Origin of the sequence: Halorhabdus rudnickae (genome assembly GCF_900880625.1) — an archaeon.
GTDB classification, from domain to species: Archaea; Halobacteriota; Halobacteria; order Halobacteriales; family Haloarculaceae; genus Halorhabdus; species Halorhabdus rudnickae.
Genome location: NZ_CAAHFB010000001.1, coordinates 1,026,107 through 1,042,497 on the forward strand (window position 1 = coordinate 1,026,107; position 16,391 = coordinate 1,042,497).

General features: G+C 63.5%; 12 protein-coding genes. 5 read left to right on the forward strand and 7 right to left on the reverse strand.

Features of this window, described 5'->3' with window-relative positions:
* Positions 1-107 precede the first annotated feature (107 nt).
* Positions 108-1,199 (reverse strand): M20 family metallopeptidase, encoded by a 1,092-nt coding sequence (locus BN2694_RS05105; RefSeq protein ID WP_135663248.1) that lies wholly within the window; start codon positions 1,197-1,199, stop codon positions 108-110.
* Positions 1,199-2,458: a diaminopimelate decarboxylase gene (lysA, locus tag BN2694_RS05110; protein WP_135663250.1), complete on the reverse strand. Its 1,260-nt coding sequence runs from the start codon at positions 2,456-2,458 to the stop codon at positions 1,199-1,201. Before lysA ends, BN2694_RS05105 begins: the two co-directional genes overlap by 1 nt.
* A 672-nt stretch (positions 2,459-3,130) precedes the next feature.
* On the opposite strand from lysA, the gene BN2694_RS05115 reads away from it, so the two are divergent.
* Positions 3,131-5,965, forward strand: a complete 2,835-nt coding sequence (locus BN2694_RS05115; protein WP_135663252.1) for a glycoside hydrolase family 31 protein — start codon at positions 3,131-3,133, stop codon at positions 5,963-5,965.
* Between the two features lie 186 nt (positions 5,966-6,151).
* On the opposite strand, the gene BN2694_RS05120 is transcribed toward BN2694_RS05115, so the two are convergent.
* The 3 genes from BN2694_RS05120 to dapA are packed head-to-tail and all read right to left on the reverse strand — an operon-like array spanning position 6,152 to position 8,697.
* On the reverse strand, positions 6,152-6,979 hold the full coding sequence (locus tag BN2694_RS05120) for a 2,3,4,5-tetrahydropyridine-2,6-dicarboxylate N-succinyltransferase (RefSeq protein WP_135663254.1): 828 nt from the start codon (positions 6,977-6,979) through the stop codon (positions 6,152-6,154).
* Position 6,980: 1 nt separating this feature from the next.
* Positions 6,981-7,742: a 4-hydroxy-tetrahydrodipicolinate reductase gene (gene dapB, locus BN2694_RS05125; RefSeq protein ID WP_135663256.1), complete on the reverse strand. Its 762-nt coding sequence runs from the start codon at positions 7,740-7,742 to the stop codon at positions 6,981-6,983.
* A 31-nt stretch (positions 7,743-7,773) separates the two neighbouring features.
* Positions 7,774-8,697, reverse strand: coding sequence for a 4-hydroxy-tetrahydrodipicolinate synthase (gene dapA / locus BN2694_RS05130; RefSeq protein ID WP_135663258.1), 924 nt, complete (start codon positions 8,695-8,697; stop codon positions 7,774-7,776).
* A gap of 308 nt (positions 8,698-9,005) precedes the next feature.
* On the opposite strand from dapA, the gene BN2694_RS05135 reads away from it, so the two are divergent.
* Positions 9,006-10,730 carry a sensor histidine kinase gene (locus tag BN2694_RS05135; protein ID WP_135663260.1) on the forward strand — a complete coding sequence of 575 codons (1,725 nt, stop codon included), beginning with the start codon at positions 9,006-9,008 and terminating at the stop codon, positions 10,728-10,730.
* Between the two features lie 49 nt (positions 10,731-10,779).
* On the opposite strand, the gene BN2694_RS05140 is transcribed toward BN2694_RS05135, so the two are convergent.
* Positions 10,780-11,934 (reverse strand): nicotinate phosphoribosyltransferase, encoded by a 1,155-nt coding sequence (locus tag BN2694_RS05140; RefSeq protein WP_135663262.1) that lies wholly within the window; start codon positions 11,932-11,934, stop codon positions 10,780-10,782.
* A gap of 56 nt (positions 11,935-11,990) precedes the next feature.
* Positions 11,991-13,649 carry an Hvo_1808 family surface protein gene (locus BN2694_RS05145; RefSeq protein ID WP_135663263.1) on the reverse strand — a complete coding sequence of 553 codons (1,659 nt, stop codon included), beginning with the start codon at positions 13,647-13,649 and terminating at the stop codon, positions 11,991-11,993.
* 147 nt (positions 13,650-13,796) lie between these two features.
* On the opposite strand from BN2694_RS05145, the gene BN2694_RS05150 reads away from it, so the two are divergent.
* The 3 genes from BN2694_RS05150 to BN2694_RS05160 all read left to right on the forward strand — a co-directional run bounded on the left by BN2694_RS05150 (position 13,797) and on the right by BN2694_RS05160 (position 16,370).
* Positions 13,797-14,369 carry a cysteine hydrolase family protein gene (locus tag BN2694_RS05150; RefSeq protein ID WP_135663264.1) on the forward strand — a complete coding sequence of 191 codons (573 nt, stop codon included), beginning with the start codon at positions 13,797-13,799 and terminating at the stop codon, positions 14,367-14,369.
* A gap of 27 nt (positions 14,370-14,396) precedes the next feature.
* Positions 14,397-14,843 carry a GNAT family N-acetyltransferase gene (locus tag BN2694_RS05155; protein WP_244605363.1) on the forward strand — a complete coding sequence of 149 codons (447 nt, stop codon included), beginning with the start codon at positions 14,397-14,399 and terminating at the stop codon, positions 14,841-14,843.
* 165 nt (positions 14,844-15,008) lie between these two features.
* A complete protein-coding gene (locus BN2694_RS05160; RefSeq protein WP_135663266.1) occupies positions 15,009-16,370 on the forward strand; it encodes a dihydroorotase in 1,362 nt (453 codons plus the stop codon).
* Positions 16,371-16,391 lie beyond the last annotated feature (21 nt).

Genomic DNA, 16,391 nt, shown 5'->3' on the forward strand with positions numbered 1-16,391 from the left:
CGCGACGAACGGCGTGAGTCGCGGCCCTTTTCATCGACGTTTTGCGACGAGTGGGTCCGAGCGAACGGAGTGAGCGAGGAACCCCGAGGAGGAAAAGGTCGTGCCGTTCAGTCAGTGACGAACCGTTCGACAGCCGCAGTGAGTATGTCCGCCGCCCGCCGGACGTCCCGTCGGTCGACGTATTCCCGCGGGGAGTGTGCCACTGGCCCCTCGTCGTCGGCCAGCACGCCGGGACCGAAGACGACCGTCGGCGCGAGCGTGGCAAACTGCGCGGCCTCCGTCGCCGCACCGAACGGCCGGACCGTCCCACCACTCGCCTCACGAAGAACTTCGACGATCCGCGCCTCGGGGTCGGTCTCGAAGGCTTCGGGAAACGGCGTATCCGGGCGGATCAGGTCCACGTTGACGGTAGCGTCCGCGGGCAACGCATCCCGCAGGTAGGTTTGCAGAGATGCCGGAAATTCCGTGCTGCGCTCGGGCGGCACGCTCCGCCGGTCGAAGGTGACCGTCACCTCGGCCGGCACCTGATTGGGTGCCTCCCCGCCCTCGATCATCGTGGGCGTTAGCGTCGGAGATCCCAGCGTGTCGTGCTCGCCGGGACCGTGTGTATCGTCGTAGCGATCCATCGCGTCGATCACCGGCCCCACCGCCCGCATCGCGTTCGTCCCGTCGCTCGGATCGCTGGCGTGGGCGCTCTCACCGCCCAGCGTGATCTCCCCCTCGAACTGACCGCGGGCGGCGTAGCAAACGTCCAGCCCCGTCGGCTCGCCGACGATCGCGGCGTCAACGTCAGTATCGAGCGTCTCTACGAGATGTGCCGCGCCGGTCTGAGTCGTTTCCTCGTCGGGCGTGACTGCAAGGGTGACGCGCCCATCGGCGGGATCAGCTCGGAGAAACGCCCCGACCATCGCCGCCAGCGGCCCCTTCGCGTCACAGGCACCGCGTCCCCGGACGATCTCGCCGTCGCGTTCGTACGGAACGTGCGGTGGTACTGTATCGAGGTGTGTGTTGAACAAAAGGCGGGGGCTGTCGCCAGCGTCGCCACCACGTCGCGCGATAACGTTGCCACCCTCGTCGACGCGGACGTTCACGCCCGCATCTTCGAGCGTCTCGACGAGCAGCGATCGCATCGAATCGACCGACTCGTGGGACGGCGTCCGGACCGCGCGTTGGTGAAAGTCGAGAACGTCGACGGCCATCACTCGTGCTCCGGGTCGGGCGCACCAGGGGCATCGGCTTCGACGCGCGTGACGTCGGCCATCGTCTCCCGGCGACGGACGACCCGCGCGCCGTCACCGTCGATCGCCACTTCGGCAGGCCGAGGCTGTGAGTGGAAGTTGTTCGCAAGTTCGTACCCGTAGGCCCCGGCGTTGCCGATCGCGAGAACGTCCTCCCGTTCGGGACGGGAGATCGGTCGGTCAGTGGCGAAGACATCGGCGCTGGTACAGCAAGGACCGCCGACCGAGACCGGTTCGGGGTCTCGCCCAGGCGCTGAGACGTTCCGGATCGGATGATAGGCGTCGAACATCGCCGGCCGGATCAGCGTCGATAGCGAGGCATCGACGCCGACCACGGTCGCTTCCGGCGTCTCCTTGACCGTGTTGACGGTCGTGAGGATCAACTCGGCGTCGGCGACAATGTACCGCCCTGGTTCGAACTTCGGGGTCGCATCGAGGTCGCCGATCGCACCACGGACCGTCTCGGCCACGCCTTGGAGATCGAGTGGTGGTTCGTCCTCGCGATAGGGGACACCGAATCCACCGCCGAAATCGACGAACTCCAGATCGCCGTCGCCGACCTCCCGAGCCAGGTCGGCTACCTTGCCCAGCGCACGGGCGTGGTCCTCGACTTCGTCGGTGAGAACGCCACTGCCCACGTGGGCATGAAGGCCGACGAGATCGAAGCACTCCCGGAGGTCGTCGGCGAGTTCGGGAACGCGCTCGTAGGGAATTCCGAACTTGGCGTCCTTGCCCGTCGCAACCTTCTCGTGATGGCCTGTGCCGATACCGGGATTGATCCGGATGGCAACGCGACCGTCGTACCCCCGCGCCTGGAGGCGATCGAACGTATCCTCGGCACCACCGGTAATCGTGAGTCCTGGGTTGTCCCCAGCGAGTTCGACCGCGTAATCGAGGTCTGCGTCGGGCGGATTGACGGCGGTGTACTGGAGCGTATTCGGGTCAGCGCCTGCCTCGATTGCCCGCTTCAGTTCGCCACGGGCGGCACACTCGATGGTCGCGCCGCTGTCGAGTAACGTCGAGAGGACGGCTCGACCCGTGTGGGCCTTCGCGGCGTACATCACCTCGGCGTCTGGAAAGGCCGCGTCGAACCGGCGGTAGTTTGCGGCGACACGGTCGGGATCGAGGACGTACAGCGGCGTCTCGTACTCGGCGGCCAGATCGAGTAGTCGATCGTGGTCCCAGTCGGCCAGACGCCGGACCGGCGGCGAGTGACTCATTAGCGAAGACACGGGAAGGTCGATAACAAGGATTGCGCTTCGGCGTTTCGCGCTCTTGATGGTCGACAGAGAGTAAACGCGACTCCGAAAACCAACTATCCAACGTCAGAGACCGTTGGTTGTGTGCTGGTGTCCGTTGTCGATCACCTCTCTCCGACATGGAACAGGGCAGAGATGTCGCATACGGAGCTGAGTAAGCGCGAATTGCCATTGACTACGGAGCCGTCGACAGTCTGCTTGTTTCCGACGCCCGACCGTCAGCGGAGCTTTGTGAGCTGGAGGCTTCGACGATCGACCAGGGCGGTGAGTGTCTCGTCGTGCCGGCTGACACAGATAGGGTACAGTTCGATGGCGCCAGTGGCAACGATGCCGCTGCCGGGATGTCTTTTTCCACCGGGGAAATCCCCACATCTATTTATTTAATTCCATCCCCCACTATATTTTATCACTATTATGTCGGCCAGAAGTTTATTATTCCCCGGCGAAATGATTCCAACTGAAATGTGTAAAGAACAAGAATTTCGGTAGAGACTGAATCATAGTGGTAACTGAATCCATGGCAACTGGTACGTACAGATCACTGGATCGGATCCCGGGATCTGTGCGATGAACCACCGTGGACCGTCGCCCACCGAACTGCCCTCCGAACACATACCACCACCGACACACCCAATGTTTGACGACAATCCAAACGACTCCGGCTTCCATCCGGTCGGACGCCGCACAGTGTTGAAATCAACGGCCGCCCTTCTAGCAGGGAGCGCTCTCACATCGGCCCCCGCATCGGCCCACCACTTCGGTTCGAAGGTCCACTACGAACCGCAGGTCGACGAGGACGAGCTCATGCAATTGTCCGTTGAAGGCCATGAAATTCTCGATGACGGAGTGAAACTCGACCTCGGGAGTCACGAAGGATACATTCGCCTGTTCAGTGACACGCTCGCTCGCGTTTCCATCGTGGACCCCGGTGAGGAGGAATACGAATCCCGAGGAATCAACAACGGACGCGACGACTGGGATACCCCGGACTTTCGTGTCGAAACGAGTTCCGAAACGATCGCCATCGAAACCGACACCATCGCTGTCGAAATCAATACTGAACTCTTCGGCGTCCGGTTCCTCAACGAGGACGGGACCGTCGTCAACGAGGACTATCTAGACAAGGGGTCGTCGGGATACGTACCGTCTCCCGAGCGCGACGGGACAGCATCCGACTCGACGCCAACGACGCCGTCATCGTATGCGTATTACAAAAACGAGAGCGACCTGAAGTCGGGGTCGTCGGGATACGGCTCAGCCACGCAAAACGATGTCGAGATGACCGATCCGACCCCGAACGAGCCGCTTCCCTACGTGTACAAGAAGGCCGACGAAGACGAGGCCTTCTACGGGTTCGGCGAGCAGCCCGAACTCACCCTCGACCAGCGCGGGAAGAAACTCGAAAACTGGAACACGGATCAGTACGGGTACTTCTACACGAACGACTACGTCTACACCTCGATCCCGTTCTTCGTCGGCCTGAAGGACGCTGGTGCCTACGGTATCTTCTTCGACAACCCGCACCATACGGTGTTTCATACACCCAAAGTGGCAAACCCCGAGGGCGTCGAAGAGACCTACGACACCAACGCCGGCGAGGACTACTACTATTTCGTCGGCGACGGTGGACAGTTGACGTACTACTTCGCCTACGGGCCGGAGATCAGCGACGTGCTCGACAGCTACACGAGCCTGACTGGGACGATCAACCTGCCACCCAAGTGGGCGATGGGTTTCCACCAGAGCAAGTGGGAGTACAGCCCCGAGGAACTCGTCGAAGTGCCACAGCGGTACCGGGAGGAAGGAATACCACTGGACGCAATGCACTTCGACATCGGCTATATGGACAACTACCGCGTCTTCAGTATTCAGGACACCCATCGGGATGCGCTGCAGTCACTCAGTGATGAACTACCGGAGCTCAAGACAGTCGCCGTCAACGACCCGGGCGTCGCAGTAGACCAAGCGGTTGACATCGATGGTGACGGGGAGCTCGAACCGTACGACCCGTATCTCGAAGGGACTGCCAACGACTACTGGACCAAGGACGCTAACGGCGAGCCCTTCAAAGCGAGAGTCTGGCCCGACGTCGCGGTGTGGCCCGACTTCTCCCGTTCGGAGGTTCGAAGCTGGTGGGCCGAACAACACGACGTGTTGTTCGACGCGGGCTTCGACGGGGTGAAAAACGATATGGGGGAACCGTCGATCTTCCAGCAAAACGGTAGTTACGACTGGACGATGCCAGTGGATAACGTCCACGGAACGGGAGACGACACGATGTTACACGAGGAGTACCACAACATGTACGGGTTCGACTACGCGCGGGCGGCACGCGAGTCGTTCGACCTCTTCAAGCCCGACGACCGTCCGTTTCTGTTGAACCGGAACCTCTACGCTGGCGGTCAGCGGTACGCGGCTATCTGGACCGGCGACTGCGTGAGTGAATGGGCCCACCTTCAGATGCAGATACCGATGATGCTGAACATGGGACTGTCCGGGCTGGCATTTTGCGGGCACGATGTCGGTGGATTCGTCGGGCGGCCGTCTCCCGAGCTATTCAAGCGCTGGACAGCGGTGGGTGCGTTCATCCCCTTTTTCCGGAACCACACGGACACCCACAAGAAGCAAGACCCGGACCTCCCGCGCAATCAACACCCCTGGACGTTCGGCGAGGAAGCGGTGGATATCACGAGGAAGTACACCGAGCTGCGATACAAACTACTGCCGTACCTCTACAACGAGTTCCGGGATTCCTCGGAGAGTGGAAAGCCCATCTTCCAACCGCTCGTCTACCAGTTCCAGAACGACGACGAGGTCCGCGACATCGCAGACCAGTTTCTCTTCGGCGACGACATGCTACTCGCACCGGTCGTCGAAGCGGGCGTGACCGAGCGCGATGTCTATCTCCCGGACGGTGAGACGTGGGTCGACTTCTGGAACAACGAGGTGTACGACGGCGGCCAGTGGATGACCGTCGAAGTCCCCATCGACCACCTGCCGATCTACGTTCGCAAGGACTCGATCATCCCGACGCGCGAAGTGCAACAGTACACGGGAGAAAAGCCGCTTACGACGCTTCAACTAAACACCTATCTCGACGAAGAGGCTTCGTACTCGTTCTACGAGGACGACGGTGCGACCACCGGTTTCGAGGATGGCGAGTACAACGTGACGAACTTCACCATCACGGAGACGGAAAAAGGCGTCGTCACCTTCGACGCTCGGGCAGAGGTTCGGAACTACGACGACTCGCAGCTGTCGTCGTACCTGTTGGGACTCGACCGTTCGAGAGCGCCCAAAAAGGTCCAAGCAGGGCCGACGATGTACGACGAAGTCGCCGCTGACACGGTCGAAGACACGGTGAACTCCTTTGCCTACAGCGAAGACGAGAGCGCCGTGCTGGTCCACATTCCAGCCGGCGAGGAGGACAGCGTGACGCTCTTTTTCGACGAACACGATCGACAGTAGGCGATCGCTGCTACTGTCTCGTGTATCAGCTTCCACTGTCGACAATCCCATCACACCGGCTGGTGACCCCGACTGACGAGGGGAGATTCTCGAAAAAACAGCCGGGTAGGTGATCGTGCCTACGAGTTCCCATTGCCCCGCGTGGGGGGACAAACATACTCCCCACTTCCACAACGTGTTTCCGTCTCACTCCCGGAGCGCGTCCTCTCGCTCGGCCCCGTCCAGCGTCTCCTCCTCGACGTGGGTCGCCACCACGGCGGGCTTGTAGGCCCCGCCCTCGAACAGATCGTGCTCGCCGACGGAGGACTCGACGAAACGCTGGAAGGCCCGCCGCTCGGGTGGGAGGTGTCCGTAGACGATCTCCTCGTCGACCAGATCGTACACCGGGATCCGGGGTGACAGCAACGTGTTCTCCCCGACGATCGAACCCTCGCCGACGACGAACCCCGAGGTGACCCGACTGCCAGCACCCAGCGCGACGCCGTCCTCGACGATCACCGGCGCGTCCTCGACGGGTTCGAGCACACCGCCGATGACGGTGTTCGCGCCGAGTTTCACGTCGTCGCCGATCTGTGCACACGAGCCGACCACGTCGTTGGAGTCGACCAAGGTTCCGTCGCCGACGTGTGCGCCGACGTTGACGAAGGACGGACTCATCATGATCGCGTCACTGCCGACGTACGCGCCCCGTCGGAGGACCGTCCCGTCGGGCGTGTTTCGAGTTCCTCGATCCCCGAGGTCGGCGGTGTCCCGGAGCGGGAGGACGTCGTGGTAGGTCACGTCGCCGTACTCCCGGGCCTGGGTCTCCCGGAGGGTGAAGTTCAGCAGGATGCCCTGCTTGACCCACTCGTTTGCTTCCCAGGTGCCGTCTTGCTTCTCTGCGGCCCGTACCTCGCCGGCTTCCAGGGCTTCGAGGAACTGATCGAGCGTGGCCTGCTGGTTCTCGGTGAGATCAGCGGGGGTAAGGTCGTCCGATCGTTCCCAGAGCGTCTCAACGTCGGCTTTCAGGCTCATGTCATCCCTCGATTACGTCCCCGAAGGTATAGAATCCCGGATCCCGGCCAGCGAGCCAGACCGCGGCGTCGAGTGCCCCCGCGGCGAAGACCCCGCGGTCCTCCGCGCGGTGGGTGAGCGTCAGCACCTCGTCGTTGCCGGCAAACATGAGTTCGTGCTCGCCGCGAACGTCGCCGGCCCGCCGGACGTGGACGCCGACCTCGCCGTCCTCGCGCGGGTCGATACCCTCCCGGCCGTAAACTTCCTCGAAGTCGTCACGCTCCTCAGCAAGTGCGTCGAGCAGTGTCTTCGCTGTCCCGCTGGGCGCATCCTGCTTGTCATTGTGATGGGTCTCTGTGAGTTCGACGTCGTAGCCTGGCAGCGCTTCTGCGGCCGCCCGGACGGTCGACAGCAGTGCCTGAATCCCGCGGGCGAAATTCGCGGCCTTCAGGACTGCCACGTCCTCGCTTGCACGCGTCAGGCTGTCGAGCTGGCCGTCCTCGAAGCCCGTGGTGCCAGTCACGAGTGGGACGGCCGCCGCCGCACAGGCGTCGGCGAATGCGACGGTCGCCTCGGGGACCGAGAAATCGACGATCGCGTCCGGTTCGTGTGTCGCCAGCAACGCCCCGATGTCTTCCGGGTCGTGGACCGGCTTGTCGGCGACCGTTTCCGTGTCTGTGTCATCCACGGCGAATACCACAGTGACGTCTTCCCGATCGCCCGCCGTCTCGATGACTGTCTCCCCCATGCGTCCAGCCGCCCCGGTGACGCCGATTCGTCTCATGTCCTCCGCTCCGTGCTCGGCCCCGGAATGACTATCGGTCCGTCGTCTCGACTGGCGTCTCGATGTCGATCGGGTCGAGATCATCGAGAACGTCTCGGAGATACTGACGGTGCTCTTCAGATAGTCGCGTCAGTGGCGGTCGGAGTTCCGGCGAGCCCAGATCCCGGATCGCCATCGCCTCTTTGATCGGAATGGGATTAGTCTCGACGAACAGCGCCCGCGAGAGCGGACCGAGTTCGTGATGCAACTCGCGGGCGCGTTCGAAGTCCCCCGCGAGTGCCGCCCCGACCATCGCGCAGGTCCGGACGGGTTCGACGTTTGCGACGACACTGATCGCGCCGCGCGCGCCGATCGACAGCATCGACAGCGTCAGCGGGTCGTCGCCCGAGAGAACGGTAAAGTCTTTCTCGCGGGTACGTTCGACGATTTCGGTGATCTGTCCCATATCGCCCGAGGCAGCTTTGAACGCCTGAATGTTCTCGTGGTCGGCCAATGCGACGGCCGTGTCGGGCGCGATGTTCCGCCCGGTGCGGGACGGAACGTTGTAGACGATCTGTGGAAGGTCGATCTCGTCGGCGATCGTCAGGTAATGCTCGCGGAGCCCGCGCTGTTCGGGCTTGTTGTAGTACGGCGAGATGAGCAGGAGGGCGTCCGCGCCGGCGTCGCGTGCTCGCCGGGAGAGCGACAGCGCCTCGCGGGTGTTGTTGCTTCCGGTGCCAGCGATCACGGGCACGTCTTCGAGAGCGTCGGCGACGGCTTCGATCACCTCGACGTGCTCGTCGTGGCTGAGCGTGGCGCTCTCGCCGGTCGATCCGACAGGGACGACCCCGTCGACGCCAGCGGCTTCGAGTCGCCGGGCGTTGGCCCGCAGTTGGTCGAAGTCGATGCTTCCGTCCGCGGCGAAGGGCGTCGTCATCGCGGGATAGACGCCCTCGAACAGTGGTTGTGGTGGCATTGATGTGATCGGGATGCTGGGTGATTGACGCGCAACACCAAAAAACCGGCCCGGAACGGGGTCGCTACGCTCGCCCCGAGCCACTCAGAGACGCTTCAGTTTCGGAACTTGTAGCCATAGACTGGCTACCCGCCCGCTCGCCACCCACACACGGGACTGTCCGGACCCGGCCCGCGATTGTGGTGACGACGTCATGTGTCTACCCCCACTGCGCGAGGACTTATGGATTGTGTTCAGAGGGTGTCTCGGGCATATGAGTTTCTGCGAGACAGTTATTGCTCCTGAAAACGGGGCCAGTACAGTCATACGTGCACAACGAGTTGTGTACGCGCAGAGACATGGGCTGGCAGTTCACGCTCACTGCGCTGCCGCTTTTCGCCGCGACACTGATCGCCACATCCGTAGCGGTGGCCGTCTTCCGGAAGCGTGACGCGCCGGGCGGCCAGCCCCTCGCCGTCATCGCTGTCGCCGCCGGCTGGTGGTCACTGACCGCGGGGCTCGAACTTTTCAGGACGGACCGACTCACCAGTATGCTCCTCACGAAGGCCACATATGTCGGAATCGCGGTTATCCCCGTCGCCTGGGTGGTATTCGTCCTCGAGTACACCGGGCGGCGCGACTGGCTGACAGATCCGCGTCTCGGTCTGCTCGCGGTCGTTCCAACCATCAGCATCCTGGCGGCGCTCACCAACGAGCCAGTCGGCATCCACTCGCTGTTCTGGGAGACCCTCGTCGTCACGGATACCGCAGCGGCGGTCCCGGACTCGCTGTACGGTCCGCTATTCTGGGTTCATACGGCGTACTCCTATGCGCTGCTGGCATTCGGATCGTACCTGTTGTTCGAACTCGTCGTTTCCGCGGACCATCTCTACCGGGCCCAGGCGGGTCTGTTGCTGATGGCCGTCCTCGCGCCGTGGGGGGCGAACGCGTTCAATCTCACCGGTATGATCCGGACGCCGTACGATCCGACGATCCTCGGGATCGTACTGACCTGCGCGCTCCTGCTCACGACGGTCTATCGCCATCGGTTCCTCGAGGTCGTCCCGGCGGCCAGGAAACTTGCCCAGACGGAACTCCGAGAGACACTGGACGATCCGGTAGTCGTCGTCGACGATGGGTATCGCGTCGTCGATGTGAACCCTGCTGCGGTAGACGTCTTCGATGTCGAGCGGGCGGCAGTGATCGGTACGGAACTCGGAGTCGTCAGTCCGGAACTGTGTGACTGGCTGGAAGGCGACCGTACCGAGCGGACCATCACCTGCGAGGTCGACAACGCCGACCGGTACTTCGACGTCCAGGCCACGGCACTCTCCCAGCGCAACGGCACAGCTTCGGGGACATTGCTCGCATTGCGGGACGTGACCGCCAGACAGCACAACCGCCAGCAGGTCAGCGTCCTCAACCGGCTGCTCCGGCACAACCTATCGAACACCGTCACGACGATCCTGGGCAACGCGGAGTACGCCGCCACCCAAGCGCGCAGCGACGAAGTTCGCGAACGGTTGGAAGTAATCGAAGAGAACGCCGAGATCATGATGAACAAACAGGAGAAGCTCAACCGCGTTCTCCGGACGTTCGAACGCGAACGCTACGCGTGTGAGTCCCTCGATACCCTATTGAACGACGTCGTGGAGACGGTCCGAGAATCGTATCCGGCGGCAGACCTAACGGTCGAGTTCGACGATGCGTCGCTGTCCTTCGACGGCCAGGATCGACTCGAGATCGCCCTCGAAGAACTGCTGACGAACGCGATCGAACACGATCCCGACGACGCACCGACGGTGACCGTCACAGCTACAGTCGCGGACGGGACGGCTACGATCACGGTCGACGACGACGGTCCTGGGCTCCCCGAGCACGAACTAGAGCCGATCACGAACGGCGAGGAGACCCAGTTGTCACACGGCAGCGGCGTGGGACTCTGGCTAGTCTCCTGGATTATCCATTCGCTGGACGGGGCCGTCGACTTCGAGACCGGCGGGGACGGCACGACCGTCACGTTGCGGGTCCCTGGACGACAGACCGACACCTAACGGTCGTCGCCGGTCGTTCCTCGAAGAGATCGCATCGGAGACGTGCTCGTCACTCGCCAAAGTCGACCGCGTCGGCGTCCTGGCGTGCCCGGCTCGCGGCCGTCTCCAGATCGAATTCCCGGACGATCTCGCCGTCCCGGAGCAGTGGCTCGAACAACGACTCTGCGTCCGTCGGCCCCGGTCGATCGGCAAGGCCGACCTCGTGACCGCCCGCCGCAGTCCGATAGACGGCCTTCTCCCCGGAGAGTTTCCCGCGCTTGGCGACCGGTTCGCCGTCGATCTCCACGATGTCCAGGGCAAAATCCTTCGGATCGGCGTTAGAAACGTACCCGCCGACGCCGAACCCGTCGGCGACGTCCCGAAGCTCCCGGAGTGTCGCGGGATCGAGCCCGCCACTGAGGAAGATCCCAACGTCGTCGTACCCACGGGCGTCGAGTTCCCACCGGACTTCCTGGACGATCCGCCGGAAGTCTCCGCGGCGTGAACTCGTCGTGTCCAGTCGGATGCTGTCGAGACCATCGACGGCCTCGACGGCCCGGATCGCCTCGTCGACCTCGTCGCTGTAGGTGTCACACAGTGTGACGCGGGGCGTCTCGTCGGGGACCGCCTCGTCGAAAGCACGCCAGGCGTCCTCCTGATTGCCCCGGCCGAAGCAGATGACCAGCGCGTGGGGCATCGTTCCACCGGCCTCCCGGCCGATCACCTCACCGGCGGCGACGTTCGAGATGCCGTCCAGGCCGCCCAGCAGGGCGCTGCGCTCGACCATCGCGCCCAGCGACGGGTGGACGTGCCGGGACCCGAAGCTCAGTACCGTCGAGTCTGGCGCAGCCAGCCGGGCGCGGAGGGCGTTGGTAGCGATCCCGGTGGGATGGGAAAGAAAACCCAGCAGGGCAGTCTCCAGTCGCGCGAACTCGCGATAAGGGCCCTCGATCCGCATCACCGGTCCGTGATCGAACAGCTGTCCTTCCGGAAGAGAGTCGACATCGACGGGGTGGCCCGCGAGCAGATGAGCGGCGTCTTTCAGCCCTGCCAGGACGGCGAAGTCGCCGGTCGGAAACTGATCGGCCGAGACCTCCGCCACGACGTGAGGGTTCTTTTCGGCGTGCTCAAGAGCCTCCATCGTCCGGTCGAAGTAGGCGTCGGTCGCCCGTCCCGACGCGATGGCGGACGGGGGAACGATATCGAACGGCGTCTCCTTGGTCATGCTACCGATCGCTTCTCGCTGCGTGTAAAAAACCTGTCCGGTCGTCCGTATCGAACTCAGCGTCTCCGGATGAAGGTCACGGCGAGGGCGAGAAGTCCCGCGAACGCGCCCAGAACGGTAAACCCGGGGCCGTCAGTCGAGGTGACGACGTTCGTGCCGTCACCACCGCCCGATTCCGTCGTCGCCGTCCGTTCGCCTTCGGGGGCGGCCCCCGCCCGAACCGCCGAGATTTCTTCGACGTTCGGGGCGTTGACGATGACCATCGTCTTGCCACTTTGATTCAGGTAGAACGCGTCACCGAACTCCGTGGAATCCGGGATCCGCCAGGTCCCGAGTCGACCCTCGACGGCCTCCGCACCGCGGATTTCGAGCAATCGCTGGTAGCCCGCTCGGAATTCAGCGGCGTCCTCGGTTGAATCCCAGACTGTCTTGTAGACGAAGCCGGTTTCGTTGGTCTCGCTAGACTCGTTGGTAACGTACGACACCAGTTTGTCGCCGTCCCAGCCAGCCGTGTAGCTGTGGTTGTAATTGTGCGGATCGAATTCCTGGACGCCACCGTCCGATCCGTAATTGATGTGGTTCACCAGCGGGATGATAGCCTGGTCAGGAGGGAGCCGTTCCTCGAAGGTGGGGTACCACAGCGTGACGTACAGCCCCGCCTCACCGAAGGTGGCGTAATTATGACTCCCGTTGAGTGCAAGCACCCGCCAGCGATCGTCGCTCCGGTCAGAGACGGAAAGATTCGTGGGCACGTCTTCAGGGTACTTCTCGGGATGAATCGTCTGCTCGGTCGACGCAGGCGGGTTCTCGTAGACAGCGTTGACGGCCTCCCAGCCACCCTCCTCGCGGATCTCCTTGACGAAGGGCGGACCATCACTGTAGGGCTGCAGGCGGATCTGATAGAGACCAAAGTGGGGTTGAAAGTCCGAGGGGACTTGTGACCCCTCGGGCATGAGGCAGCTCCCTTCCCACTCGTTCTCACAGTGTTGCTGGTAGAGGTGATCGACGTAGTTTCCGTCACCCTCGATGATCCCGTCTTTGGCGTTGTGAAGCTCCTGGGTCGACTGATTGTACGACGTGATGTTGAACCGCTGGTCTTGGAGCGCGTGGAACAGTTCCTGTGAGAGGGTGATCTCGTTCATCTTCGGCGTCGAAGTGTTCTCCGAGACGATCTTGATCTCGCCCGCCGAAGGATCGTAGAAGCCACCGACGCCGCCGGCCTGGTTGTCGGCCTGGACCGCGGTCGCGTCAGTGGACTCGTTGACCATCAACAGCGCCTCGTACTTGACGTTCTGGTGGAGACGCTGGGCGTCGGTCATACTCGAGGTGTCGTTGCTGACGCGGTCCTCGTAGGCCGACCGACTGATGACCTCGACCGGAGGCTGTTCCTCGAATTCGATACGACGGATCTGCTCAACACGGGCCATGCCGCGGGCGACCACTGCGTCGAGTTCGGAGTCATTCAATCCATCCGCAGGCGTGACGCTGATCGACTCGTTGTACCAGTACCCCGCTTCCCACCCGAGGACGTCCGCCGCAGGATCGGGCGGGTGCTGGTCTGCGACCGTCGAGGACTGCGTTGTATTCGTCGCCTGGAGGGCGTCGTCGTCCAGAGCTGTCGATGCTGACTGGGGGGACTCGACCGCCGCGACGACTGGGAGACCGACCAGCGCCACCGCGACGATCACCACTAGAAGGTGCGTTCGGGCGACCATACCAACCCTCGGGGCGAGCTCCTTACAAATGCCCCGATCGGGACAGGTGAGCCGGTCGACGGAGCCACCCGCTATGCAGGGCCGACGTGACCGATCCACTGACGGCCCCGACGATTTTTACCGTGGCGAACCGACGCACCGATAGTCATGTCATTCGATCCAGACGCGACGGCAGTGGTCGTCGTGGACATGCAAAACGGCTTCTGTCGCCCGGACGGGAGTCTCTACTCCCCGCCGAGTGAAGACGCGATCGTACCCTGCGTCGAACTGATCGACCGCGCCCGGGACGTCGGAGCGTCGGTCGTCTATACCCGCGATGTCCATCCGCCCGAGCAGTTCGCGGACGCTCACTACTACGACGAGTTCGAACGCTGGGGAGAACACGTCCTCGAAGGGAGTTGGGACGCCGAACTCGTCGCCGAACTCGACGAGCGGCCGGCGGATCTCGTCGTCGAGAAACACACCTACGACGCCTTCCACGAGACCCAACTGGAGGGATGGCTCGACGCCCACGGCATCGACGATCTGCTGATATGCGGGACGCTGGCGAACGTCTGTGTCCTCCATACGGCCGCCAGTGCCGGCCTGCGGGACTACCGTCCCGTCCTGATCGAGGATGCCATCGGGTTCATCGAGAACGATCACCGCGAGTACGCCCTCGAACACGCCGACTGGCTGTTCGGCGAAGTACGCGACCGCGAGTCGATCGAGTTCGACTGAATGATTGGGTCTCGTCCAGAGAGAGCTGTGCGGCGGTATGAGCCAGGCGACGGACCGGCCGTCGAGAATCTCTACCGACGGGCGCTCCGGGAAGCGGGGACGGACCCAAACGACGTCCCGAACAACGGCGATCTGCGAGCGATCGGGCAGATCTACCTCGATTCGGGCGGAGAGTTCCTAGTGGCCGAGAGCGACGAGGAGATCGTCGCGTGCGGTGGACTGCTCCGGGACGGGTCGACCGCCGAACTCAAGCGGATCGCCGTCGATCCCGGCCACCAGCGCGAAGGCCACGGGACGGCGATCGTCGACGGACTCGAACGCGCGGCCCGCGAGCGTGGCTGTGCTCGGATCGGACTGACGACTGCCAGCCGACAGACGAGTGCAACCGACTTCTATCCGGATCGGGGCTACGAACGGCTCGGAACGGAACAGGTGAACGGCTACGAGCTGATCGACTTCGGCAAGCGATTATAAGTCGCGACTTGGTGAACCGTCGGGGTCGACGCCACAAATGGCGTCAGGGCTGCCAGCGGCTAAGACTCTCCGGCGGGAGTCACCGACAGCCGCTGAGCACGACGAGTTTCGGGGCGAGCGCGACACTCCGGGACACTTAGGGTCCCGGGGCATCGATCCGGGTCCATGCTCATCCGGAACGCCACGCTTCCCGACGGCCGTCGTCGCGACGTTCGCATCGAGGGCGAACAGATCGCGGCCGTCGAAGAAGACCTACCCCCGGTCGAGGGCGAGCGCGAAATCGACGCCACGGGCAAGCGCCTGCTGCCGGGGATGATCGACACACATGTTCACTTTCGCCAGCCGGGCGACCCCCACAAAGAGACCTGGGAGACTGGATCACGGAGCGCCGCAGCCGGCGGCGTCACGACAGTCGTCGACCAGCCCAACACCGACCCGCCGACCATCGACGGCGACACCTTCGAGGAGAAGGCGGCGTTCGCCACAGACTCGGTCGTCGACTTCGGTCTCAACGGTGGGGTCACACCCGACTGGGATCCCGACTCGCTGTTCGATCGGCCGATCTTTGCGCTCGGAGAGGTATTTCTCGCGGATTCGACCGGCGAGATGGGGATCGACGAGCAGCGCTTCCGGGACGCACTCGAGGTGGCCCAGCGCCACGACGTGACCGTTACCGTCCACGCAGAGAACGCAGCGAAGTTCAACGTGGGGACGCGCGAGCGGACAGACGCCGACGCGTGGTCGGCCTACCGGACGGCCCGCGCCGAGATCACAGCCGTCGAACGCGTCTGTGAGCTCGCGGCGGAGTACGATGTCCACCTGCACGTCGCTCACGCGAGCACGCCGGAGGCGATTGACGCAGCCCGCGACGCGGGAATCAGCTGCGAGGTCACGCCACACCACCTCCTGCTCTCGCGTTCGAACCTCGATGAACTGGGGACGTTCGGCCGCATGAACCCACCGTTGCGCCGCGAGAAACGCCGCGAACGCGTCTACGACCGTGTCCGGGACGGTCAGGTCGACATCGTCGCGACGGACCACGCACCCCACACCCGCGCGGAGAAGGACGCGAGCATCTGGGAGGCCCCCAGCGGCGTCCCTGGCGTCGAGACCGTCCTCCCCCTCCTGCTCGAGGAAGCGCGACGCGGCCACCTCACCTACGAGCGCGTCCGCGACCTGACGGCCGCCAATCCGGCGACACTGTTCGATCTGCCGAAGAAGGGACGGATCGCCGAGGGCTACGATGCCGATCTCGTCTTGGTCGATCCAGGACAGACCCGCGAGATCCACGGCGAGGACCTCCATACTAACTGCGAGTGGACGCCCTTCGAAGGATGGCGCGGCCTGTTCCCCAAGCTGACGATGGTCCGGGGGACCGTTGTCTACGAGCGGACCGACGACGGCGAGGTGTTCGACGACCACCAGGGACGCAACGTTCGCGTAGCACGTCCCGTCCCGGACCAGACTATCGAGCGCAACGAGGAGGGCCAACAGCCACAGGGGACAGAGAACACCGACGAACCGTGAGACGGGGCTAACCCCGACGGA

Excerpts from the sequence above, each read along its gene's own strand:
- BN2694_RS05105 (WP_135663248.1), bottom strand. The coding sequence starts at position 1,199 with ATGGCCGTCGACGTTCTCGACTTTCACCAACGCGCGGTCCGGACGCCG.
- lysA (WP_135663250.1), bottom strand. The coding sequence starts at position 2,458 with ATGAGTCACTCGCCGCCGGTCCGGCGTCTGGCCGACTGGGACCACGAT.
- BN2694_RS05115 (WP_135663252.1), top strand. The coding sequence starts at position 3,131 with ATGTTTGACGACAATCCAAACGACTCCGGCTTCCATCCGGTCGGACGC.
- BN2694_RS05120 (WP_135663254.1), bottom strand. The coding sequence starts at position 6,979 with ATGAGCCTGAAAGCCGACGTTGAGACGCTCTGGGAACGATCGGACGAC.
- dapB (WP_135663256.1), bottom strand. The coding sequence starts at position 7,742 with ATGAGACGAATCGGCGTCACCGGGGCGGCTGGACGCATGGGGGAGACA.
- dapA (WP_135663258.1), bottom strand. The coding sequence starts at position 8,697 with ATGCCACCACAACCACTGTTCGAGGGCGTCTATCCCGCGATGACGACG.
- BN2694_RS05140 (WP_135663262.1), bottom strand. The coding sequence starts at position 11,934 with ATGACCAAGGAGACGCCGTTCGATATCGTTCCCCCGTCCGCCATCGCG.
- BN2694_RS05145 (WP_135663263.1), bottom strand. The coding sequence starts at position 13,649 with ATGGTCGCCCGAACGCACCTTCTAGTGGTGATCGTCGCGGTGGCGCTG.
- BN2694_RS05150 (WP_135663264.1), top strand. The coding sequence starts at position 13,797 with ATGTCATTCGATCCAGACGCGACGGCAGTGGTCGTCGTGGACATGCAA.
- BN2694_RS05160 (WP_135663266.1), top strand. The coding sequence starts at position 15,009 with ATGCTCATCCGGAACGCCACGCTTCCCGACGGCCGTCGTCGCGACGTT.